This window comes from Rhodanobacter sp. MP1X3 (assembly GCF_014207165.1).
Lineage (GTDB): Bacteria > Pseudomonadota > Gammaproteobacteria > Xanthomonadales > Rhodanobacteraceae > Rhodanobacter.
This window is the reverse complement of the sequence record NZ_JACHCO010000002.1, coordinates 513014-535300: the sequence shown is the minus strand read 5'-3', so window position 1 is coordinate 535300 and position 22287 is coordinate 513014. Positions and strand designations below refer to the sequence as shown.

The 22287-nt window shown below is 61.0% G+C and carries 24 protein-coding genes; 13 read left to right on the top strand and 11 right to left on the bottom strand.

Annotation, left to right across the window (positions count from 1 at the left end; translation table 11 throughout):
• Nucleotides 1–30: 30 nt before the first annotated feature.
• Nucleotides 31–765 carry a 16S rRNA (uracil(1498)-N(3))-methyltransferase gene (locus HDE79_RS08945; RefSeq protein WP_184601573.1) on the bottom strand — a complete coding sequence of 245 codons (735 nt, stop codon included), beginning with the start codon at nt 763–765 and terminating at the stop codon, nt 31–33.
• Between the two features lie 212 nt (nt 766–977).
• Between HDE79_RS08945 and HDE79_RS08940 the strand changes: the two genes are divergently transcribed.
• Complete coding sequence (locus HDE79_RS08940; RefSeq protein ID WP_184601572.1) at nt 978–1301, top strand: hypothetical protein; 324 nt, start codon at nt 978–980, stop codon at nt 1299–1301.
• Between the two features lie 47 nt (nt 1302–1348).
• Here the strand turns inward: HDE79_RS08940 and HDE79_RS08935 are convergent, their stop codons facing one another.
• Nucleotides 1349–2719, bottom strand: a complete 1371-nt coding sequence (locus HDE79_RS08935) for an adenosylmethionine--8-amino-7-oxononanoate transaminase (protein WP_184601571.1) — start codon at nt 2717–2719, stop codon at nt 1349–1351.
• Nucleotides 2720–2786: 67 nt separating this feature from the next.
• Here HDE79_RS08935 and HDE79_RS08930 point away from each other — a divergent pair, with 67 nt between their 5' ends.
• From HDE79_RS08930 to HDE79_RS08920, 3 genes are read left to right on the top strand one after another with little or no spacing between them, the layout of a single operon-like run.
• A complete protein-coding gene (locus HDE79_RS08930) occupies nt 2787–3584 on the top strand; it encodes a type II secretion system protein N (RefSeq protein WP_184601570.1) in 798 nt (265 codons plus the stop codon).
• Nucleotides 3585–3586: 2 nt separating this feature from the next.
• On the top strand, nt 3587–4384 hold the full coding sequence (locus HDE79_RS08925; protein WP_184601569.1) for an inositol monophosphatase family protein: 798 nt from the start codon (nt 3587–3589) through the stop codon (nt 4382–4384).
• A gap of 2 nt (nt 4385–4386) precedes the next feature.
• Nucleotides 4387–4734 (top strand): hypothetical protein, encoded by a 348-nt coding sequence (locus tag HDE79_RS08920; protein ID WP_184601568.1) that lies wholly within the window; start codon nt 4387–4389, stop codon nt 4732–4734.
• 52 nt (nt 4735–4786) lie between these two features.
• Here the strand turns inward: HDE79_RS08920 and HDE79_RS22220 are convergent, their stop codons facing one another.
• Both HDE79_RS22220 and HDE79_RS08910 read right to left on the bottom strand, forming a co-directional pair.
• Complete coding sequence (locus HDE79_RS22220; RefSeq protein WP_184601567.1) at nt 4787–5821, bottom strand: lipase secretion chaperone; 1035 nt, start codon at nt 5819–5821, stop codon at nt 4787–4789.
• Nucleotides 5818–6774, bottom strand: a complete 957-nt coding sequence (locus HDE79_RS08910) for a triacylglycerol lipase (RefSeq protein ID WP_255488339.1) — start codon at nt 6772–6774, stop codon at nt 5818–5820. The genes HDE79_RS22220 and HDE79_RS08910 overlap by 4 nt, the downstream gene beginning before the upstream one ends.
• 321 nt (nt 6775–7095) lie before the next feature.
• Here HDE79_RS08910 and nudE point away from each other — a divergent pair, with 321 nt between their 5' ends.
• The 4 genes from nudE (at nt 7096) to HDE79_RS08890 (ending at nt 10212) form a co-directional block, all read left to right on the top strand.
• Nucleotides 7096–7653, top strand: coding sequence for an ADP compounds hydrolase NudE (gene nudE, locus HDE79_RS08905; RefSeq protein ID WP_184601566.1), 558 nt, complete (start codon nt 7096–7098; stop codon nt 7651–7653).
• Nucleotides 7654–7660: 7 nt separating this feature from the next.
• A complete protein-coding gene (cysQ, locus tag HDE79_RS08900) occupies nt 7661–8476 on the top strand; it encodes a 3'(2'),5'-bisphosphate nucleotidase CysQ (RefSeq protein ID WP_184601565.1) in 816 nt (271 codons plus the stop codon).
• 36 nt (nt 8477–8512) lie between these two features.
• Nucleotides 8513–9322, top strand: coding sequence for a nucleoside triphosphate pyrophosphohydrolase (mazG, locus tag HDE79_RS08895; protein WP_184601564.1), 810 nt, complete (start codon nt 8513–8515; stop codon nt 9320–9322).
• A 116-nt stretch (nt 9323–9438) separates the two neighbouring features.
• Nucleotides 9439–10212 carry a DUF4097 family beta strand repeat-containing protein gene (locus HDE79_RS08890; protein WP_184601563.1) on the top strand — a complete coding sequence of 258 codons (774 nt, stop codon included), beginning with the start codon at nt 9439–9441 and terminating at the stop codon, nt 10210–10212.
• Nucleotides 10213–10230: 18 nt separating this feature from the next.
• Here the strand turns inward: HDE79_RS08890 and HDE79_RS08885 are convergent, their stop codons facing one another.
• The 5 genes from HDE79_RS08885 to HDE79_RS08865 form a co-directional block, all read right to left on the bottom strand.
• Nucleotides 10231–11373 (bottom strand): SLC13 family permease, encoded by a 1143-nt coding sequence (locus HDE79_RS08885; RefSeq protein ID WP_184601562.1) that lies wholly within the window; start codon nt 11371–11373, stop codon nt 10231–10233.
• Between the two features lie 48 nt (nt 11374–11421).
• Nucleotides 11422–12051 (bottom strand): glutathione S-transferase family protein, encoded by a 630-nt coding sequence (locus tag HDE79_RS08880; RefSeq protein WP_184601561.1) that lies wholly within the window; start codon nt 12049–12051, stop codon nt 11422–11424.
• 17 nt (nt 12052–12068) lie between these two features.
• On the bottom strand, nt 12069–12407 hold the full coding sequence (locus HDE79_RS08875) for a hypothetical protein (RefSeq protein ID WP_184601560.1): 339 nt from the start codon (nt 12405–12407) through the stop codon (nt 12069–12071).
• Nucleotides 12408–12476: 69 nt separating this feature from the next.
• The gene (locus HDE79_RS08870) at nt 12477–14960 is read right to left on the bottom strand and encodes an FtsX-like permease family protein (protein WP_184601559.1); all 2484 of its coding nucleotides are present in this window, start codon (nt 14958–14960) and stop codon (nt 12477–12479) included.
• The gene (locus HDE79_RS08865; RefSeq protein ID WP_184601558.1) at nt 14957–15673 is read right to left on the bottom strand and encodes an ATP-binding cassette domain-containing protein; all 717 of its coding nucleotides are present in this window, start codon (nt 15671–15673) and stop codon (nt 14957–14959) included. The genes HDE79_RS08870 and HDE79_RS08865 overlap by 4 nt, the downstream gene beginning before the upstream one ends.
• On the opposite strand from HDE79_RS08865, the gene HDE79_RS08860 reads away from it, so the two are divergent.
• The 3 genes from HDE79_RS08860 (at nt 15672) to HDE79_RS08850 (ending at nt 18227) form a co-directional block, all read left to right on the top strand.
• Nucleotides 15672–16307 carry an arylesterase gene (locus tag HDE79_RS08860; RefSeq protein ID WP_184601557.1) on the top strand — a complete coding sequence of 212 codons (636 nt, stop codon included), beginning with the start codon at nt 15672–15674 and terminating at the stop codon, nt 16305–16307. The two genes, HDE79_RS08865 and HDE79_RS08860, sit on opposite strands and share 2 nt — an antisense overlap.
• A gap of 147 nt (nt 16308–16454) precedes the next feature.
• Entirely contained in the window at nt 16455–17186 is a 732-nt protein-coding gene (locus HDE79_RS08855) for a response regulator transcription factor (protein WP_184601556.1), read from the top strand.
• A gap of 21 nt (nt 17187–17207) precedes the next feature.
• On the top strand, nt 17208–18227 hold the full coding sequence (locus HDE79_RS08850) for a HAMP domain-containing sensor histidine kinase (RefSeq protein WP_255488338.1): 1020 nt from the start codon (nt 17208–17210) through the stop codon (nt 18225–18227).
• 95 nt (nt 18228–18322) lie between these two features.
• Here the strand turns inward: HDE79_RS08850 and HDE79_RS22215 are convergent, their stop codons facing one another.
• The gene (locus HDE79_RS22215) at nt 18323–19681 is read right to left on the bottom strand and encodes a 3-oxoacid CoA-transferase (protein WP_184601555.1); all 1359 of its coding nucleotides are present in this window, start codon (nt 19679–19681) and stop codon (nt 18323–18325) included.
• Nucleotides 19682–19880: 199 nt separating this feature from the next.
• On the opposite strand from HDE79_RS22215, the gene HDE79_RS08840 reads away from it, so the two are divergent.
• Both HDE79_RS08840 and HDE79_RS08835 read left to right on the top strand, forming a co-directional pair.
• The gene (locus HDE79_RS08840; RefSeq protein WP_184601554.1) at nt 19881–20252 is read left to right on the top strand and encodes a BlaI/MecI/CopY family transcriptional regulator; all 372 of its coding nucleotides are present in this window, start codon (nt 19881–19883) and stop codon (nt 20250–20252) included.
• On the top strand, nt 20239–21564 hold the full coding sequence (locus HDE79_RS08835; protein WP_184601553.1) for a M56 family metallopeptidase: 1326 nt from the start codon (nt 20239–20241) through the stop codon (nt 21562–21564). The genes HDE79_RS08840 and HDE79_RS08835 overlap by 14 nt, the downstream gene beginning before the upstream one ends.
• Nucleotides 21565–21594: 30 nt before the next feature.
• On the opposite strand, the gene HDE79_RS08830 is transcribed toward HDE79_RS08835, so the two are convergent.
• The gene (locus tag HDE79_RS08830) at nt 21595–22227 is read right to left on the bottom strand and encodes a response regulator transcription factor (protein WP_255488337.1); all 633 of its coding nucleotides are present in this window, start codon (nt 22225–22227) and stop codon (nt 21595–21597) included.
• Between the last annotated feature and the right edge of the window lie 60 nt (nt 22228–22287).

Genomic DNA, 22287 nt, shown 5'->3' with positions numbered 1-22287 from the left:
CTCTTGCAAAGCTAAATTGGTTCGGAAATATCAGCCGTCGCCGTGGATGGCCTGCAGTGCCGCCAGAGCGGCGAGCCCGGCGGTTTCGGTGCGAAGAATGCGCGGTCCAAGCCGCAGTCCCTCGAAGTTCGCCACTTTCAGCGCGCTGATATCACGTTCGCCCAATCCGCCCTCCGGGCCCACCACGAGCAGGCCGCCGGCATTCGTAAAGCGCAGCTCGCGCGACGACCTGACAGCCTCGGGAAGCAGGGCGAGACGCAGTGCGCCATCGGCAGTCAGGTCGTCCAGCCATTTTGATAGTGGCACGGCCGCGCTGATTTCCGGTAACCGCGCCCGGCCGCTTTGTTCGCACGCGCTGGCGGCCACCGCGCGCCAATGGGCCAGACGTTTTTCGGACCGTGCTGCGTCCAGCTTTACCTCGGAGCGTTCGGTCAGCAGCGGCACGATGCGTACCACGCCAAGCTCGGTCGCCTTCTGCACGATGAGATCCATCTTGTCGCCGCGCGCCACCCCTTGCGCCAGGGTCAGCGGTAGCGGTGACTCGTTCGATAGAGCGAGCTTTTCAGCGATACTGACGGTCACCTCGCGCTTGCCAACAACAAGAATCGTTGCGGCGTAATCGCCGCCATCGCCGTTGAAAAGTGTAATCGGATCACCGGCGACCAGCCGTAGCACGCGCACGGCGTGCTCACCGGCTTGTGCAGGCAGGGCAAGCTCGGCGCCTACACTCAGGGGTTGGGCAATATGGAGTCGGATGTTTCGCATGGAGCGTTCGCGCGGCAAAAAAGCAGCATAACCGAGCCGCCGCACGCTAGCCGAATGCCCATGAAAACTGAATGTCAGCGAGATGGGTGGGCGCGTCTCATTGCCAGTTATCGGTTACCGGCGCAGCATCTGACATGTCGCTCCCTGTGGGAGCTGCCGAGGGCTTGCCCATGTCCACATTATTCTCTTCAAAGTCACCCCGATCAAAGCGGATGATCTTCGCCTTCGCCCTGATGGCCGGCTCGGGGATCAGGGCGGTAGCCGTTGCTCAGAGTTCGCCGCAGACGTCTCCAGCGGCATCCCAGACGAATGAAACGCCGGCGAATTCAACGGCGTCATCGACCGATCATCGCCTGATCAAACCGGGAGACCGGACTTGCCTGCGTCATACCGGTAGCCTGATTCCACCGAAGAAAGGCGACTGCCTACCGGTGGCGGGGCGTAGTTACGGTGGCGATGAGTTACGTAATACCGGCGCTATCGACAATGCGCATGCCTTGCAGATGCTCGATCCCAGCATCAGCCTCGGCCACTGAGAAAGGCGAGTGGTTATTCACGTCGCATGTGGCGACGTGAATAACGCTCAGCCGGTGACGGTGAGTTCGATGCCGGCAATCGCTGCGTCGACCAGTTGATCGATATCCGACTCAGTGACGATGTACGGCGGCATGAAATAAATAACATTGCCCAGCGGCCTCAGCAACACGCCGTGCTTCAGCCCATCAAGATATACGCGTAAACCGCGCCGTTCTTCGGCAGGGAAAGGCCGCCGGCTGGTCTTGTCCGCGACCATTTCAATCGCCGCGATCATGCCGGTCTGTCGTACGTCGGCGACATGGGAGTGGTCGCGCAACGGTTCCAGTCGCTTCGCCAGATGAGTCGCAAGCTGGCGATTGCGTTCCAGTATCGGTTCGTCGCGAAAGATCGCCAGCGTCTCCAGTGCGACGCGGCAGGCCAGCGGATTGCCGGTATAGCTGTGTGAATGCAGGAATGCCTTGCCGGCATTGTATTCGGCGTAAAACGCCTGATAGATCGCGTCCGTAGTGAGCACGGCGGACAGCGGCAAAAAGCCGCCAGTGAGCCCTTTCGACAGGCATAGAAAATCCGGTGTCGTATCCGCCTGCTCGCAGGCGAACAACGTGCCGGTGCGGCCGAAGCCGACCGCGATTTCGTCAGCGATAAAATGTACCGCGAACTCGTCGCACAGCGCGCGTAGGCCACTCAAGTAATGGGGGTGATACATGCGCATGCCGCCGGCGCATTGCACCAGTGGCTCGACGATGACCGCACAGGTTTCATGCGCGTGACGTTCGAGCAGCACGCGCAGTTCCTGCAGCCTGCGTGTGGCGATCTGCTCGGGACTTTCGCCGGGCTCGCCTTCATAAGCATCCGGTGACGGCGCCAGAAAGGGCGTCAATAACAACGGCGCATAGGTTTTTCGATACAAGGCCACGTCACTCACCGAGAGCGCGCCCAGCGTCTCGCCGTGGTAGCTGCCAGTCAAGGCGATAAAACGGGTCTTTTCGCCGTGACCCTGATTGAGCCAGTAATGGAAGCTCATCTTCAGCGCCACTTCGATCGCAGCCGAGCCGTTGTCGGCAAGGAACACGCGATCAAGTCCCGGCGGCGTGATGCGCACCAGCTCCTCGGCCAGGGCAATCGCCGGCTCGTGCGTAAAGCCACCAAAGATCACGTGTTCCAGCGTGCGCGCCTGATCTGCCAGCGCTGCCGCGATGCGCGGGTTCGCGTGGCCGAACAGGTTGGTCCACCACGAGCTGATGCCGTCGAGATAGCGGTTTCCATCGGCATCGATCAGCCAGGCGCCTTCTCCACGCACGATCGGCACCATGGGTACGCCGGCGATGCCGTGATCGTGCATCTGTGTGCAGGGATGCCAGAGGTGTTCGAGGTCACGCGCGGCGAGCGCGGCGTTCCTGCTTGTGGGGTTGGTCATCCGGCTATCATCGGCGCTGAGCGCTGGACGCTCAAGTCCATCCATGAACAGGTTCGGGAATTAGCGGTTGAAGACTCTGCGGAAATGCTTGATCGGCGTAGGTGGGTTGTTGCTGGCCACGCTGTTGCTGGTGTGGTTTCTGCCCGCGCGTCTGGCCATGTTCTGGATAGCACCGCAATTGCACGGACTGCGTTTGCAGCAGGTCGATGGCCTGCTGTGGGACGGGCGGGCGGCGCAGGTGACGACAGCCGATGGCCATACACTCGGACAGCTGAGCTGGCAATTGTCGCGACTCGCCTTGCTGGGAAAGACGCAACTGCAGCTGGATTTCAGCGGACCACAGCTGGATTTCTCCGGCGCGATGCAAAAGCTGGCGGCAGGCCAGGTCGAGTGGCACGACGTCCACGCGCGCGTCGATCTCTCTTTGCTGGATGCGTATGCAAAGCTGCCATTGGGTCGGCCACGCGGCGAGCTGCAGGTGACCGTCGAGCACGCTCTCCTGCAGGCGGGCTGGCCTTTGCAGCTGCAGGCGAATAGCCAGTGGTCGAAAGCATCCCTGAAAACGCACAGTGGCGATATCGTCTTGGGCGTGCTGCAGTTGCAGGCACAGGCGCAGAGTGGGGTTATCGCGGCGCAGCTGCATGATGATGGTCATGGTCCGCTAAAAGCCGACGGTGAGTTGCAGCTCAGTCCGCTGGGCTGGCGACTGGACGCGATGCTGCTGGCTCGACAGACTGATCCGGTGCTACTCCACTGGCTGGCCCAATTCGGTCGACCGGATCCCAGCGGCACCGTACATATTCAACGCAGCGGAGGTATGGCCATGGGCTTGCCCGCACCGACACCCGACAGGACACCCCACTGATCATGCAATCTGATATCGCAACCAAGGCCATGCTGGCAGCGCGCGAAGCTGCCGCGGCGGCAGGCGAAGTGATTCGGCACTACTGGCATCGCGGGGTAGAGGTCGAGCTGAAATCCGATGCCACACCGGTGACCATCGCTGACCGCGAAGCAGAGCAGGCCATCCGGCAAATCCTGCAGGCCGCGCTGCCGGAGGCGGCGATCTATGGCGAGGAGTTTGGACTCGAGGGCAAGCAAGGTGGCCTGCTGTGGCTGGTCGATCCGCTCGATGGCACCAAGAGTTTTGTGCGGCGTACCCCGTTCTTCTCGACCCAGATTGCCTTGATGGATGGTGATGAGTTGGTTCTCGGCGTGTCCAGCGCGCCGATCTACGGTGAAACGATGTGGGCCAGCGTGGGTGGCGGCGCATGGCTCGACGGCGAGCGGGTGAAAGTTGCGGATACCAGCGCAATCAGCCAGGCCTCGATCTCCACGGGCAACGTCAAAACGCTGACCGCCGATGTGCGATGGGATGCACTCGGCCAGCTCATTCGCGACAGCAACCGCATCCGCGGTTACGGCGATTTCTGTCACTACCATCTGCTGGCGCGTGGCAGCCTCGATCTGGTGATCGAATCGGACGTGAACATCCTCGATATCGCCGCGCTAGTGATGATCGTGCGCGAGGCCGGTGGTGTTTTCACTGATCTCGATGGTGGTCCAATCACGCTGAATACGCGCAGCGTGCTGGCTGGTACGCCGGCGATTCATGCTCAAGCGCTGGAACGTCTGTGTTTGTCCTCCACATGGCCGGAGTATTGACGATGGAAGACTTGAGCCGCATTTTCGGTGTGATGGCAGGTGGAAGCTTTCAGACGCTGGCCACCATTGCTGGCATTGTGGTGGCATGTGTCATCTGGGCGCGAGCACCTCGTGCCGCCATGCTACTGATGATTGCCAGCGTGTTGCAGTTGCTGTTGCAGGTGGCGTCGATCTGGTTTTACAGCATCTACCTGCCCGGACTGAATGCCACCCACGAGACTGGCGTTTCTATTCTTGCGAACGTGGGCCTGATATCCATGTTTGGTTTCGGCCTACTGCATGCGCTGGTTTATGGACTGCTGATCTGGGCTGTCGCCACGGGGCGCTCTTCTTCCGCGCGACCGCTGTAGCGGTTTCATTCCGAGCTTCGATAGCAACGGGTTATTCAATCGTGCGCGTTGTTCAACGTGCTTTGCCGAGTAGACCGTTGCTCTGCATGGCCTGCACTTGCAACTGCTCGGTGCCGTTGAAGCTGCTTGTCATCAGCTGCTGCAGTGCCGCCTGCTGCTGCCCGCTATCCAGCGAGGTATCGGCCTGGATGGCCTGGCTCTGTTGTGCATAGGTGTTGAGTCGCGCCTGCCACTGCGCGCGGCTTTGGTCCAGCTGCTGCAACCGGTCGGCGGCAGCATCACCCCAGGTTTGCGCACGCTCAGCGTAGCGCGTGCCGGCGTCTGTCTGCGCAGCATCGAACGCGTCGGTCTGGTTCTGAACCGTGTTGCCCAGCGAAGTTTGCGCCAGGGCTTCCTGCTCGGCTGCTGGCAGCGCAGCGTCCAGTGCCTGCAGTCGTTGTGCTTTTTCGGCTGGCGAAAGGCTGGGGTCAGATTGAATGGCCAGACGCTGCAGCGTTTGCTGCTGTTGTCGCTGTTCATCGCCGAAGAACGCCTCGGCGACATCATCGCCCAGCATCTGACGGCGCAGCGCAGTGATCTGGGCCAGTTGCTGATCCAATGACAACCCTGTCTGTGAGGCTAGTGCAACAGCCGCTTGCTGATAGCGCGTGTATCGATCAAAGCTCGCCATCACTTCGTCGATCAAGGGCGCATCGAGTTGACGGCGTAGGAGATCATCGTGCAGCAAGGTGCGGATTCCCGACAGATCCGTTTCCCCGATGAGCACGAGGTAGTAGTCGAACAGTCGGCGTAAGCCCATGTCGGGCTTCAGATGACCGCCGAAGCCCACGCTCACGCTGCCATCGGGCTCCGTACCGCGCAGTGACCCGTTCTTCAGCACGAAGTGCGGATCGTGAAGTGAGTTGGTAGAGGCTGTCGCCCGGGATCCACGCAGTGGACTGTTGTCTTGCTGGGTTGCTGTTGCAGTGGTCCCCGCGACGGGAGTCCCTGTCGCGGGTAGTTCCTCAGCGCTATTGCGCAGCAACAACCCCGCACAGACCAGCGCCGCCAGGCCGAGCATCCATCCCAGCTGGCGGCGTGACCTCACAGTCCCAGACCTTTCAGGCGATTGGCCTGGTCACGGTAAACCGCCACTGGATCGGAAGAAAACACGCCGCGCAGACCCAGCAACTGGTTGACCTCGTCCAGATGATTCCAGTCGTAGTTGTCACGGATAACCGTACCCCAGTGGCTGGAGCACTGTCCGACCAGGCCGTCGTTTGCGCTGCCGCTGAAGAACAGGCTGCCAGCGCCCAATAGCAGGTCAGACGGATCAAGCACATTGGTCAGCACCGAAGTGCCGCCTGATGAGTAATAGCGAATGCCATTGACTACCGCGGCACCTGATCCGCACGAAGAAGTCGGCATGCCTGCTGGGAACTGCGCGTTGAACTGCGCCGTACCGCTAGTCGTGAGCTGGCTCAGCGCATCCAGCGCATTTTGTGGATTGTTGCCGCCTGAGAACGTGTCGATCAGATTCCCCAGCGCAGTGGCAAACGCCACCGCGAGCGCGCGCTGTGCACTGCCCGCCGGTGCTACCGTGGCAATGCCGTCAGCGACGGCGCTGCCGGTATGCGGCGTACCGAAGGTGCTGACCGAGGCAACCAGATCAGGTCGCACCGCAGCGGCATAGCGGACGTCCAGGCCACCCTGGCTGTGGCCGATCAGATTGAACTTGCTGTAGCCGTAAACCGCTTGCAGGTTTTCCAGTTGGGCGATCAGCTGGTTGCCGCGGGTGACGTCATTACCCAGCTGGCTGAGTTCGACTGCGTAAACCGTGGCGCCGCCACTGCGCAGGCCATCCGTAATGCCGTAAAAATAATCGATCGTGCCAAATAGCTGATCAAAGCCGAACAGGCCATGCACCAGCACGATCGGATAGCGGGTCTGGGTGTAGCCGCTGCTGCTGGCGGCAGTGGTGGTTCGGGCACCGACGGACGCGGCGAACGAAATAAGCAGCGTGATCAACATGGCCTGCAAGGCTAATCGTAGCGAACGCATGCAATTCCCCTTTGAGATGGATGTCAGTTAGACCTCACGGCCACTGCACCGCTGCCCCCCGGCATGTATCAGCGTGACTGTCCGTACGCCGGAGTATCCATTCGACCTGTAGGGCGGTCAAATAAAACTTCATAAATATCCGTCATTTATATTGTGCGTCGCAAAAGAATAGGGCTAATAACCAAGGCGCCATTCAATGAATACAGGTTGCCCGAGCGATGTGCATACGCACACGCCTGGTCTCGATAATCAAGTGTCTCGATCTGTCTACGTCGAGCGACTTACCGGCGAATTCTGACGATGGCAGGCTAGAATGGAGAAATGCGCAAACCACCCATCATCCACGCCACGCGAGACATTCAGAACAGCCATTTTTTGCGTGCCGAGCAGCTTGATCTGGAGTTCTCCAATGGTGAGCGTCGTACCTACGAACGATTGAAGAGCAGCGGGCTGGGTGCGGTGATCATCGTGCCGATGCTCGACGACGAAACCGTCTTGCTGGTGCGCGAATACGGCGCCGGTGTGGGGCGCTACGAGCTAGGCTTGCCAAAAGGCCGGCTTGACCAGGACGAAACCGCCGAACAAGGCGCCGAGCGCGAATTGAAGGAGGAGGTTGGCTATGGCGCGCGCAAGCTCAAGATCCTGCACAACCTCTCACTTTCGCCGTCCTACATGACGCATATGGCGCATGTTGTGCTGGCACAAGACCTGTATCCCGAGCGATTGGTTGGCGACGAGCCGGAAGAACTCGACGTGGTGCCGTGGAAGATGTCCGAGCTGCATACCCTGATTGGTCGCGATGATGTAACCGAAGGGCGCTCGATCGCCGCGCTGTTCATGGCCCGCGAATACCTCGCTGGCCGCTTCGAGCGGCAGTAAGCCATTCATGAGTTCTGTACCCGAGTTCGCCCGGCACATCGGTGAGATTGCACGTGCTGCCGGCGAAGCCATCATGACGATTTACCGCAGCGATTTTTCGGTGCAGACCAAGGCCGATGCGTCGCCGCTCACGGCTGCCGATCTCGCGGCGCAGAAGGTCATCATGGATGGCCTGTCCTCGCTGGAGACTGTGCTGCCGGTTTTATCCGAAGAGGCGAAAGCGCTGGCCTGGTCGCAGCGTCAGCATTGGGCGCGCTACTGGCTGGTCGATCCGCTCGACGGTACACGCGAATTCGTCAAGCGCAACGGCGAATTTACCGTCAACATTGCGCTGATCGACGATCGGCAGACGGTGCTTGGCGTAGTGCTGGCGCCGGTCACTGGTGAGCTTTACGTCGCCGAACATGGCGAGGGCGCGTGGTTGCAGACGCAGGTGGGCGGTGAATGGCAGCGCATCCAGGCGCGCGCGCTGGCGCAGCCGCCGGTGCTGGCCGGCAGCCGTTCGCACGGCAACGAACAGACCGCCATGTTGCAGACGCTGCTTGGCGACGACCATCGACTCGTTCCGCTGGGTTCGTCGTTGAAGTTTTGTTTGATAGCCCGTGGTGCGGCGGACGTCTATTTGCGGCTGGGCCTGACCAGCGAATGGGATACGGCGGCTGCGCAATGCGTGCTGCAGGAAGCGGGCGGCGCAGTGCTCGACTTGCAGGGTAAACCGTTCACCTACAACCGCGGCGAGTCGCTGCTCAACCCCGAGTTCATCGCCGTCGGCGATACCAGCGTGGATTGGGCGGCGCGCTTACGTGCCACCGGCTACGTGTAATCAGCAAACTCGGCTGCACCCATGGAAGAGCCATAGATGACTGATACCACACGTTACAGCCTCGACGACCTGCTGGCGATCATGGCACGCCTGCGCAATACCGAACACGGTTGCCCGTGGGATGTGAAACAGGACTTTGCCTCCGTCGCACCGTACACGCTTGAAGAAGCCTACGAAGTTGTCGATGCGATCGATCGCGGTCACTGGGATGATCTGCGTGACGAGCTGGGTGATCTGCTGCTGCAGGTCGTTTTCCATGCGCAGATGGCAAAGGAAGCGGGGTTGTTCGACTTTGCCGACGTTGCTGACGCGATCAGCAACAAAATGCGCCGTCGTCATCCGCACGTATTCGGCGACACGCAATTTGCCGATGACGCCTCGCGAAAACAGGCATGGGAAGACAGCAAGACGGCCGAACGCATGGCCAGAGGCGAGTCGGCGGACGACAGCGCGTTGGCCGGCATTTCTTCGGGCCTGCCGGAATGGCAGCGCGCACGAAAGCTGCAAGAGCGCGCGGCCAGCGTTGGTTTTGACTGGCCCGAGCCGGGGTCGGTGCTCACCAAGCTGGCTGAAGAAGTGGACGAGGTGCATGCCGAGTTCGCCGATGGCGCCGATCCTGCGCGGCTGGAGGACGAGATCGGTGATGTGCTGTTCGTAATGGTCAATCTGGCACGACATGCAAAAGTCGATTTCTCCCGTGCGCTGCGGCATGCCAACCGCAAGTTCGAGCGACGTTTTCGTCAGATGGAACAGTTGGCGGCGGCTGATGGTGAAATCTTTGCGCAGCAGAGTCTGCCCGCGCAGGAAGCACTATGGCAACGTGCGAAGGCCGTCGAGCGCGGGTGATCGGTTGTTGGGCAAGTCACCGCTGACGTGCTCCAATGCACAGCGATAAACATCGGCGTGCAACCTTTCCGCTGACAATGGCATCCTACAGCTGTCGACCTTCCACGGATTCCACCATGCGCCGCCTTTTTATCGCCATTTTATTGCTGGCCCCTGCGTCCGTGTTCGCTGCCGCCCCGTGCAAATATCAGGCGCCGCGCAATCTGCAAATCAACCTGACTGGTGTGCATGCGGTACAGATCGACGTGCACAGCCACAATCTGCATCTCACCGCGACTGATGCCGCGCAGAAGGTGATCGTCACCGGCCACGCGTGTACATCCGACAACGCCGTGCTCAACAGCTTGCAGGTCACCCAGAAGCTGGCGGGCGATCAACTGCTGATCGATATCGGCGCCGACAGCCAGGCACCTTCCAACCTATTTGGCAGTTCGTATGCCTACCTGGATATCAACATGCAGCTACCGGCGCGTTTGCCGGTCACGCTCAGCGTCGGCTCGGGCAACGCCACGGTCAACGGCGTAAGACAGTTGCAGAGCCGAGTCAACTCGGGCGATCTGCACGTGCGCCACGTGTCGGGCAAGTTCACCGCGAGCCTGGGGGCGGGCGATATCGATGCAAGCGATATCGGCAGTCTCGAGCTGGGTTCGGTGGGGTCCGGCGACGTCAAGATCGAGGGCATCAAGGGTGATGCGAAGATCGGCAGCATCGGCTCGGGTGACGTCATGCTACGTAGGGTCGGCGGTAGCGTGCATGCCGACACGCTGGGCTCGGGCGATCTTGGCGTCAAGGATGTCGGTGGCAGCTTCAGCCTCGGTGCCATGGGTAGTGGCGACGTCACCCATGCCCGCGTCAAAGGCAAGCTCAGCCTGCCGCGCGATGATGATTGAGCGGCAGGTGTTACCGAATCATCCGAGCCAGTGCCACGCAAGATAGACCAGCGGTGCGCTAACCAGCAAAAACGGAATCGAGACCAGGTGCAGCAACCGCAAGCCGTGCGGCTGTTTGGCAAGCCGCAGGGCGATCAGGTTGGCCAGCGAACCAATCGCCAGACCAAAACCACCCACATTGACTGCCACCGCCAGCGCAATCGCATCAGGCGCACGATCGAGCAGCAGCACGGTCGCCGGCACATTGCTGATCAGTTGTGAGGCAAGAACGCCGCTGATGAAGACCGTCAGTGGCTGCTTGAAGTCGAGCTGATCCAGCCCGTGTTTCACCAGTGGCAGTTCGGCGAAATGCCCCAGCCCCAGAAAGATCGCTGCAAAGGTCACCAGCAACAGCCAGTCGATTCGCGTCAGGCTTGCGCGTGCCAGTAGCGCAAACAGCACCAGCAGCAGTACAGCACCCAGCAGCGCGTAGTCGTACTCCATCAACACGACCATGCCGACCAGGCCGATCATCGACGCTGCGCCAAGTCGCCTTGACGTCGTCTGGCCGCTCATCGTGTCCATGCTCAGCTGGATGCCGTCGCGCGGTAGCCACAGCAGGGTGAATGCCACCAGTAGCGCAAACATCACGACAGCTGCAGGCAGCATCGCAACGACGAAATGCAGGAAAGGCAACCGCGCGTGCTGCCACAGCAGCAGGTTCTGCGGGTTGCCGATCGGACTCAGTGTGGAGCCCGCATTCACCGCCAGCGCTTCCAGCACCACCATGCGCAGCACCGGCAGGTTGGATATGCCGCCGATCACCACCGTCAGCGGTACGATCAGGAACAAGCTCACGTCGTTGGTCAGCACCATCGACAGCAGTGCTGTCGCCGCTACCAGTAGCAGGCCGAGTCCACGCAGCGAATGCGCGCGTGCGGCGATGCTGACGGCAGCGTGCTGCACCAGTCCGCTGTCGCGAATGCCCTGGATCGCAATCAGCAGGCCCATCAACCCGGCCAGCGTCGGCAGCTGCAGCCAGTGTTGATAGTTTGCCAGTGGTTGCGGATCGAACAGTGCCAATGCAATCGTCAGTGTGCCAAACAGCAGTAGCAACCATTCGCTCTTCAGCTTTTGTCGCCAGGAAAACGGCGCGGCGTCGGGATTGGCTGCATCACTCATGTGGTGGCCTATCCGTCGAAACTGCCGCCATCACCATCACCATCACCATCACCATCCGCTCAGCGCTTCGATCTGGTAAAGCCTCTGCCAGCTCGGGCGCGCACGAATCAGCGCCGCCAACCGATTCAATGCCGGCCACTCGCTGACCGGTCGCGGCATATTGCGCGACCAGCGCATCAGCATCGCCAGCAGCAGGTCGGCGCCAGTGAATTCGGCGCCCAGCAAGTACGGACCATTGGCTTCGAGATGCGCATCCAGCCGATCCCATATGCCTTCGATCTTTTTTTGCAGCGCCGCGCGTATTGCCGGATCGTGTTCGTCGCTGCCCAGTTCGGCTGGATAAAACCACAGCCGATAGGTCGACATCAGCGTATTGCTGAGATACACGATCCACTGTGTCCAGGCGTCGTGCGCAGGCGTACCCGATAACGGTGCCAGCTTCGCTTCAGGGTGACGCTCGGCCAGAATCATCAACAGCGCAGCAGATTCGGTCAACGCCCGACCGTCTATCACCAGTGTCGGTACGACACCACCGGGATTGAGCTTCAAATAGTCCGGATCGTGTTGCTCGCCCGCGTCGAAATCGACTAGCCGCAACTCATGCGGCGCACCGATTTCCAGCAGTGCGAGGTGCACGACCATGCTGGCGGTGCCGGGGGAGTAGTAGAGCGTATACATGGATGGCTGTGCTCAATTTAGTGAATTTTTGAAGCGCTTTCGATGCCGGAGTTTTCGTAGCGTTTCAGGCCGCAGTGCGCGCACTTTTGCCCGTTAGTGAGGTATAGCCAAGAGGCCAACGCAAAGATATGCCCGCACTGTGGACACCGAAAGAAGAAGATGCGGGATATCGAATATCCCATTGCAACTAGCCAGCCCGCAGCAACCATCGGCACTAGTTTTCCTGCGGTAGAAAAATAGTCGGATGCCGAGACGATAAAAATAACGAAAGGTATAAATCCCAAAAACAAACCGATAGCTAAGCGATTCCAGCGACGATATCGAAGCCACTGCTTCGCATACTGCTCATCGGTCACATCGATCTTCCATTGCAACGGTGATGAATTAGCTCACGTTGGACTGCTGACTCGCAAGAAATGGATGCATCAGCCTTCCCGCAACAACCGCATCGGCGATGTTTGAGTCACCTTGCGCGTGCCGGCCAGGCCCAGCAGCATCACCACGATGGCCGCGCTCAATGCGCCAAGCGCAAGCGGCCATAGCGGAGGCACGAAGCCATCGATATGGAAGACAGCATGCCCCATCCACAAGCCCGCACCGGCGGCACCAAGTGCTGCGGTGAGTCCGGCGACAAGGCCGAGCAAGGCGAATTCACAAGCGGCGGCCGCACGCAGTTGATTGCGACGCGCGCCCAGGGTGCGTAGAAGGGCCGCTTCGTGACGGCGTTCGGCGGCGCTGGCAGCGAGCGCCGCCGACAGCACCAGCGCGCCGGCGAGCAGGCTGAAACCAAGGATCCAGCGCACGGCATTGCCTACGCGATCGACGATCTCGCGCACGCGATCGAGCAACGAATCGACGTCGATCAGGCTGAGGTTGCTGTAGTCGCGCGACAGCTGCGCCAGCTGATTCGCTTGCGTGCGCGGCAGGTAGAAGCTGGCGAGCCAGGTATGCGGCAAGCTGCTGGCGTGGTCGGGATCGAGCAGCAGGAAGAAGTTGACCCGGAATGAACTCCAGTCGACCTTGCGGATGCTGCCGATCTTCGCGTCGAGGTTGCCTTCGCCGACGTTGAAGCTCAGCGTGTCGCCCAATTTCAGCGAAAACATGTCGCGCCACATCGTGTCGATCGACACCATCGCCTGCGCGGGGTGTGCATTTGGCCACTGGCCGGCGACGATCTGGTTGGCCGGCGGCAGCTCGCTGGCCCATGACAGCCGCAGCTGGCGATCGGCCGAGTCCTTCGAGCGTTCATCGGCGAACTTGATCGAATCGATCGGCTTGCCGTTGATCGCAGTGAGCTTGCCCACTGCCAGCGGCGCCATGTTGAGCTTCTCGCCGCCAATGCCTGCCAGCGCGTGTTCGAAGCCGGCGCGCTGGTCATCCTGCAGGTTCAGCGCGAACCAGTTCGGTGTATCGGTCGGCAACTCCTGTCGCCAGCCCTGCAGCAGCGAAGGCGCCACGATGGCAAGCAGCAGCAGGGCGCAGAGTCCGAGGCTCAGCGCGGTGGCCTGGATCAGGCTCAGCGTGCGCCGTCGTGCCAGCGCGGCCAGCCCGAGGCGCAGCGCGGGATGCGCGCCGGGTGCGACGCGTCGGGCAATGAACAGCAGCAGCGCGGCCAGCAGCGCCGCGACAACGGCAACGCCGAACAAGCTTGCTGCGAGAATGCCGGCCAGCTGCACCGAACCGCTCTGCGTCCAGATCAAGGCCAGCGCCACCACCAGCGGGATCAGATACAGCGCATCGAAGCGCCGTACACGCCGCTCCATACTTTGACGGAACACCGCCACCGGCGGCACCTCGGCCAGCCTCGCCAGCGGCGGCAGCGCAAAGCCGATCAGCACGGCAATGCCCATCGCTGCGGCGGCGAACGATGGCCCCAGCGGCAGCACGGTCGGCACGCTGCCGAACAGCTGACTGGCAAACAGCCACGCCAGTTGGGACAGCCCCAATGCCAGCACGAGCCCAATGGCTGCGGCGGGGATGGTTAGTGCGGCGAGCGTGTAAACCAGCAGGCCCAGCACGCGTTTGCGTGAGGTGCCCAGCGCGCGCAGCAAGGCGACTTCGGCTGTCTTGCGCCGTGCGTAGCGTTGCGCCGCCAGAGCGATGGCCACACCCGCCAGCAGTGCCGACAGCAGCGCGGTCAGCCTTAGAAAGGCGCCGGCGCGATCGAACGCGGTGCGCATGCGCTCCTGCGTCTGTTCGGTGGTCACCAACTCGGCGCCCTGCGGCAGTTTTGTCGACTGCACCCAGTCGCGCCAGCTCTGCACCGCTGTCGGATCACCGGCCAACAGCAGGCGATGGCGCGCACGGCTGCCGACGCCGAGCAGTCCGGCCTGTTCGGCGTCGGTGAGGCTCATCAGCGCGCGCGGTGCCAGCGCAAACAGCTCACCACCGTCGGGCTGGCGCAATAGCTCGGCCGTGATGGTCAGCTGGCGGCCACCGAGTTGCAGTTGCTGGCCAACCTTGAGGTTCAGCGCGACCAGCGCGCGATGGTCGAGATAGACGCTGCCCGCTGCCGGCGCTTGGCCGTTGTGCGAGCGTCCGGTCGCGTCGCCCAGCTCCAGCGTGCCACGCAGCGGGTAGTGCTGATCGCTGGCCTGCACGTCGAGCAGTTGTGTCTTCTGGTTGGCAAACGCAACGCTGGGAAAGCTGGCGGTGACAGTGGTGTTCAATCCGCGCTGATGGGCTTCATTGGCAAACGTATCGGGCAGGTTCTGCGGGGATTCAATGCCGATATCGCCGCCGATCAATTCGGCCGCGCTGGCCAGCATGCCGCGTTCGATCCGCGTCGACAGCGTGGCGACCACGCCGAGCGCAACCACCGCCAGCACCAGAGACGCGGCCAATGTGCGCAGCTCCGGAAGGTGCCATTCGCGACGAACCGTGCGTAGGGCGAGCAGCAGCAACTTCATGCGCGGGCGCTCGTGAATTTTGTGGCCTCGTTCGAGGACACCACGCGGCCCTCTTCCAGTTCGATTCGTCGATCGCAGCGTGCGGCCAGCGTAGCGTCGTGGGTGACCAGTACCAGGGTGGTGTGGTGATCGCGATTGAGTGCGAACAGCATGTCGCAGATGTGGTGACCGGTGCGTTGGTCGAGGTTGCCGGTGGGTTCGTCGGCAAACAGCACGCGCGGCCTGTGCACAAAGGCGCGGGCAATCGCCACGCGCTGCTGCTCACCGCCGGAAAGCTGGGCGGGATAATGTTTACGCCGTGCACTGAGCCCCACTGCTTCGAGCGCGGCACGAGCACGTGCGCGGGCGTCGCTGCTGCCTTCCAGCTCCAGCGGCAGCATCACGTTTTCCTCGGCGGTGAGGGCGGGCAGCAGATGGAACGACTGGAACACGAAGCCGACCAGGCGACGGCGCAGATCCGCGCGCGCTTCCTCGTCCATCTGTTCAAGCGCATTGCCGTCGAGAAGGATGCTGCCGCTGTTGGGCGTATCCAGCCCGGCCAGCAGGCCGAGCAAGGTGGTCTTGCCGGAGCCGGAGGCGCCGACGATGGCGAAACTTTCGCCGGACATGATCTGCAGGCTGACGTTGTGCAGAATGTCGAGCTTTCCCTCGGGACCGCTGACCGACTTGCTAACATCGCGGGTCTCTAGAAGCGCGCGGGAAGAATCAGTCATGCGTCGATGCCTTGGTTTGATGATGTGTTGCGGGCTGTTGCTGGGTGGTATCGGCAGCGCCGGTGCGGCGGCGCCGAAAACTGCAGTGAATACGGTACTGGTGCTGGGTGACTCGCTATCCGCCGCACACAACATACCGATCGAATCCGGCTGGGTGTTCCTGCTGAACGCGCGCCTGTCCAACATGGTGCCGAAGGCTGCAGCGATCAATGCCAGCATCAGTGGTGAAACGTCGCTGAGCGGACGCAACCGTTTGCCGGCATTGCTGCAGAAATATCATCCGTCGGTACTCGTGATCGAACTGGGTGCAAACGACGGCCTGCAGGGACTGCCGCTGCCGGCGCTGCGCGACAATCTCGCCGCGATGATCGACGTGGCGCAGAAGCAGAAAATCCGCGTGCTGCTGCTGGGTATCGAGCTGCCGGTGAACTACGGTCCGCAGTACCGTGACGGCCTGCGGGCCATCTATGCCGATCTGGCAAAGACCAAGCGCACCGGACTGGTGCCGTTCCTGCTCGAAAGCGTGGCACTCGATCCCGCCATGATGCAGGACGACGGGCTGCATCCCGTCGCCAGCGCCGAGCCGAAAGTACTCGATACGGTGTGGCCGCAGCTGCAACCGCTGCTGAAATGACGGCGTAAACCAGACTTGCGCTCAGCCACTGGTGTGACGAGTCGCCCGGGCGTACTTCACATTTCGATCACCGTGCGGGCGTTTAGTCTTCGTCCTTCACATTTGTGAAAATCCACATAGTTGAAGCCAGAGCGACGAGGACGAGATATGACCGTACATGAAGATCAAGCCGGCCTGATTCTGCTGGTTGAAGACAACCGCCAGATCGCCGAAATGGTGGGTGAATTCCTTGAGCGCCGGGGTTATTCGGTGGATTACGCGGCTGATGGCGTCAGTGGCCTGCATCTGGCGGTGTCCAACAGCTACGACGTGATCGTGCTTGACCTCATGCTGCCCGGCCTCGATGGTCTGGAAGTCTGCCGCAAGCTGCGCAAGGAGGCGAAGAAGTCCACGCCGGTGTTGATGCTGACCGCGCGCGATACGCTGGATGACAAGCTGGTCGGTCTCGAAGCGGGCGCCGATGACTATCTGGTCAAGCCGTTCGAAGTCCGCGAACTGGAGGCGCGCCTGCGTGCGTTGATTCGCCGGGACCGTCGTCAGGTATCGACCGAAGTGCTGACCGTGGGCGACATGACGCTCGATACCGCCACACTGCGTCTGACCCGCGAAGGCCAGGAACTGACCGTATCGCCGATCGGCCTGAAGCTGCTGGCCATCCTGATGCGCGAGTCACCGCGAGTGGTCAGTCGTCGGGATATCGAGCGCGAAATCTGGGGCGACACGTTGCCTGATTCGGATACGCTGCGCTCGCATCTGTACAACCTGCGTCGCGTTATCGACAAACCCTTCGCACAACCTCTGTTACACACGATTCATTCGGCAGGTTATCGCCTCGCCGAACTCGAGTCGGAGGTGGCATCGTCCACGCAATCGGCTTGATGCCTATGTTGGCATGCCACCATGGTTGAGTTGATGACGAGCAAGGGCGACCCAGTGACAGCATTTCGCACCGGCGCCTTCAAGCGGCGCATCGCGTGGGTCTTCGCGCTGCAGCTGGCGGCTGTACTGATTACATGCGTGATGGGCGCGTACAACGTCGCGCCGTTGGCGGCGGTGATGGCCGTGATCGTGATCGTTCTCGGCTGGATGGCCACGAAGCGCGAATGGCGCCCGGTGAGCGCGCTCGCCGTGATGATCAGCAGCTGGGACGAGTCGCAGGGAAATCCGGATGCACTGCGCCCCGAGCTTCTTGCGCGCGGCACGGATGCGGATATTGCTTCGCTGTCGAAGGGATTGCACGGTTTCGTCACGCGTATTGCCGATTACAACCAGCGCGAACGCAACTTCACCCGCGACGCCAGCCACGAATTGCGCAGTCCACTCACCGTCATCAAGATGTCGGTCGACATGCTGGCCGATGAGGAAAACCTCAGCGATTTCGGCGAGCGTTCGGTACGCCGCATCCAGCGTGCCACCCGTGAGATGGAGACGGTGGTCGACGCGCTGCTGATTCTGGCGCGCGAATCCGATACGGGCATGGACTCCGAACGCTTCGTGGTGAATGACGTATTGGTCCACGAGCTGGACGCCGCCCGTATCCTGCTCGCCGGTCGGCCCATCGTACTTGAGCTGGAAGAGCCCGCACGCTTCGCGCTGCAGGGATCGCGCCGGGTGTTTTCGGTGCTGTGCTGGCAGCTGATCCGCAACGCCTGCCAGCAGACCGAACAAGGCCGCGTGGTGATCACTGTGTTGCCTGGCGCGGTCACGGTGAGCAATCACGCTGGCCCCCATCCTGTGGACGCTGCAGCACAATCGGCGCGAGTGTTCGGCGCCGATCGCCATGGGTTCGAACTGGCCATCGCTCAGCGCATCAGTGAGCGCTTTGCCTGGCCGCTGGAACTGCAGACCCGCCCTGGGCACGAGAACGTCGCCCGCATCCGCTTTCCCAAGCCGTTGCCGGCCCGGCCGGTCGAAGCTTGACGTTGATCTGATTCAAGGCTTCGAAGCGGTAGCAATCCGGGAATTCAACCTGTTCTTCGCTAGCGTCGGCGTGGCCGGCGCGAGACTATCAATAGTCAGTGCTGCAAGGTCGCATCAACAGTAAAGCCGCAGCCAGTCTTTGCTTTGACCTCATCGACAGTCACGCCCTCATTGAGCTCAATCAGCGTCAGCCCCTGACCTTTCTCGACCTTGAACACACACAGGTCGGTGATGATCAGGTCGACCACCTGTTTGCCGGTCAACGGCAACTCGCATTCCTCACGGATCTTTGGCGTGCCGTCTTTGGCGTTGTGCTCCATCAGCACAACCACGCGCTTCACCCCGCTGACCAGATCCATCGCGCCGCCCGGGCCTTTCACCATCTTGCCAGGCACCATCCAGTTGGCCAGATCACCGGTGGCTGAAACTTCAAGGCCGCCGAGAATCGACAGGTCGATATGGCCACCGCGGATCATTGCGAACGAATCGGCGCTGGAGAAGAAGCTCGATCCCGGTAGTGTGGTGATGGTTTGCTTGCCGGCATTGATCAGATCCGGGTCGACGTTGGCCTCATCCGGAAACGGACCAATGCCCAGCAGGCCATTCTCGGACTGCAGCGTCACGTCGATGCCGTCGGGAATGAAATTGGCCACCAGGGTCGGGATGCCAATGCCGAGGTTGACGTAGAACCCATCCTGCAGTTCCTTCGCGGCGCGCTGCGCCATGGCGGTTCGCACCGGGCTTTCCTTGCCGGTATTGGCGCCAGCAATCGTGCGGAACTCGATACGCTTCTCGTATTTCTCGCCCTGGATGATGCGGTCGACATAGATGCCTGGCACGTGGATGTTGTCTGGCTCCAGTTCGCCCACAGCGACCAGATGCTCGACCTCGGCCACGCATATCTTGCCGCAGGTGGCGATCATCGGATTGAAGTTGCGCGCGGTTTCGCGGAACACCAGATTGCCGTGTGCGTCGCCTTTCCATGCCTTGACGATCGACAGGTCAGCGTGAATCGCCTCTTCCAGCACGTACTCCTTGTCGCCGAAGACCTTGGTCTCCTTGCCCTCGGCCAGCTTGGTGCCGAACGCTGTGCGCGTGTAAAAGCCAGGAATACCGGCGCCGCCGGCGCGAAGCTTTTCCGCCAGCGTGCCCTGTGGTGTGAGATGCAGCTCCAGTTCGCCGGCCAGCACCTGTCGCTCGAACTCCTTGTTCTCGCCGACGTACGAGGCGTATACGCGCTTGACTTGGTGTGTCTTCAGCAGCGGACCCATACCAAAGTCGTCCACGCCGGCGTTGTTGCCGACGATGGTCAACTCTCTGGTGCCGGCTGCCAGCAGGGCGCCGATGAGGTTTTCGGGAATCCCGCACAGACCAAAGCCTCCGGCTGCGATGGTCATGCCATCGACCAGCAGCCCATCGAGAGCGGTTGCCGCGCTTGCAAACACCTTGTCCATTGCCGGGTTCCTGCAGTAAAGAGTCAGCTGCCTAGGATACGACGGATTGATCGGCGGTCGCCTCGTGCACGAGTGGCTGACCTTTTTCGTTGTCAGGAGGAGCTGGGTCCGACGTTGTCATGCAGGGGATATGCATAGACTTGACGACATTGTTTACGCATGTAAACATAAATTCACTTACACGTGTAAACGGTGACCTATGGCAATCAGTGAAGCCGAAGCGGTAGTGATGGACGTGCTGTGGCGAAGCGCGCCACGCAGTGCCGAGGAGATTCTCGGCGAAGTGGGGCCGGCGCAAAACTGGCAGGAGGGCACGGTGAAATCCCTGCTCAATCGTCTGTTGCGAAAAAAGGCCATCCACGCCGAGCGTGAAGGTCGCCGCTATCTGTACACGCCGCTGCTCAAACGCGAGCAGTACGTGCAGCAGGAGAGCAAGGGGCTGCTGGATCGCCTGTTCGGCGGCCGCGTGGCACCGCTGGTGGCTCACTTTTCCGAACAGCGCAAATTATCGAAAAAGGATATTGCCGAGTTACGTAAATTGTTGGAGGAGCTTGACCATGACGCGCATTGACTCGATCGCGTTGGCGTGGATCAGCCATGGCTGGCTACTTCTGCTGGCATTTACCTTGGCACTACTCGTTGTCGCATTGTTACGAAAGCCGTGTCGTCGATTGTTTGGTGCGGAGCGCGCATTCCAGCTGTGGCTATTGCCGCCGCTGGCAATGATAGCCAGCCAGTTACCGCACGCTGCCAGCGCGACGACCTCCACATTCTCGATTGTGGTCAGCACGATCACGACGATGGCAGGTGTCATTCCAACGCACGTCGATCAGTCACACACCATCGACTGGCGCACCGCCGTGGTTCTGATCTGGCTTGCAGGCATCGTGATCGCCCTGGGCATGGCGATGCGAGCGCAGTCGCAATATCGAATACGCATGCTAGGGGCAACCAGAATCGACAATCTGCCATCGCGTTGGCCTGTACTACGAGCCATCAGCACGGATATCGGACCTGCATTGGTTGGGGCATGGCGAGTTCGTATCGTACTCCCGTCCGATTTCGATGAACGCTATGACGCGACTGAGCGTTCGCTGATTCTTGTTCACGAGGCGATGCACGCGCGCAGGCGTGATGGCTGGTGGTGCCTATTGGCTCAGGTCATTGTCGCCGTGTTCTGGTTTCATCCGCTCGCTTGGTTCGCACTCGCTGCATTGCGCCAAGATCAGGAGCTGGCCTGCGATGCCGCAGTGTTGTGCGAGCACGGTACTCAGCGTCGCGCTTACGCCAATGCCATGTTGAAAACCCAATCGGCCGCCTTTTCGTTGCCTGTCGGCTGCCCGTGGTTCTCCTACCATCCCATTACGGAGCGTATTGCCATGTTGAAGTTGAGTTCGCCAAGCCTTGGTCGTCGGTTGATTGGGATAGCTTGTGTCTTTGCCTTTATTACTGGATTTACCACAGCGGTATACGCGGTGAACCAGCCGCAGGCAGAGTCGAAATCCTCGGTCTCATCGCCTCAGATTTTTCAACTTGTGATGAGTCTCAGTCAGGGCGACAAAACACTGGCTGCACCGACGCTTTGCGTCCGAGCGAATGAGCATGCGAGTATTTCCACGCCAGATGCTGATGGCAATGGAAAACCAGGCTGGACGTTTGATTTGATGCTAAAGCCTTTGGCTTCTGATGTGGTGGAGCTAGACGTCAAAGGTTCGATCCGTGCGCCACATGGGCACACGACGGATTTCAATCCCGTTTTGCGGGGACCATTCAACCGCTCAAAGGTGGTGAAATTGGCCGATCAAGAAGGTGCAGCACCAATGATCTTGACGATGACACCGACTGAAGGTTGTGGAGCAAGTGAAGCAGCCAAGTCGAAGTGAAATGCGCCGCATTATCCGATACTCAAGCCGTCAGTCCTCGCGCTCCGGCCGCTCACGCACAGGATGCTTGCTCAGCTTCCGTTGCAGAGTGCGGCGGTGCATGCCGAGCCGTCGCGCGGTTTCGGAAATATTGCCATCGCATTCAGTCAGTACGCGCTGGATGTGTTCCCACTCCAGTCGGCGCAGTGCCAGCGGCGCTTCAGGTGCATCGGGTGGATCGTTGTCTTCGCTGTCGGCGGTGTCACCGTCGAGCAGGGCGCGCACTACGGCGTCGGCGTCGACCGGTTTGGCCAGATAGTCGTGCGCGCCGCGCTTGATCGCTTCCACCGCGGTGGCAATGGAGGCGTAACCGGTGAGCAGCAAAACGCGAATGTCGGGAACCAGCGCATGCAGCTCAGGTATCAGTCGCAGTCCGTTCTCCTCACCCAGCTTGAGATCGAGCACGCAGTAACGCGGCTGATGCCGGCGGGTTAGCGCACGCGCTTCATCGAAATTGGTGGCGGTGAGTACCTCGAAGCCGCGCGAAGCCAAGGCACGCGCCAACACGCGAACGAAAGTCGCATCGTCATCGAGCAGCAGCAGCGGGCGCGTAACCGTCCCGGGAGTCGAGAGGGTGGTGTGGGATGCCGACGGATTCAACAAGATTTCATTTGACTCGATCATGGTGGCACTTCTTTCGGGTGGATCGACCGGTATTTTTGCCTCAGGTCAGTCGATATCGCG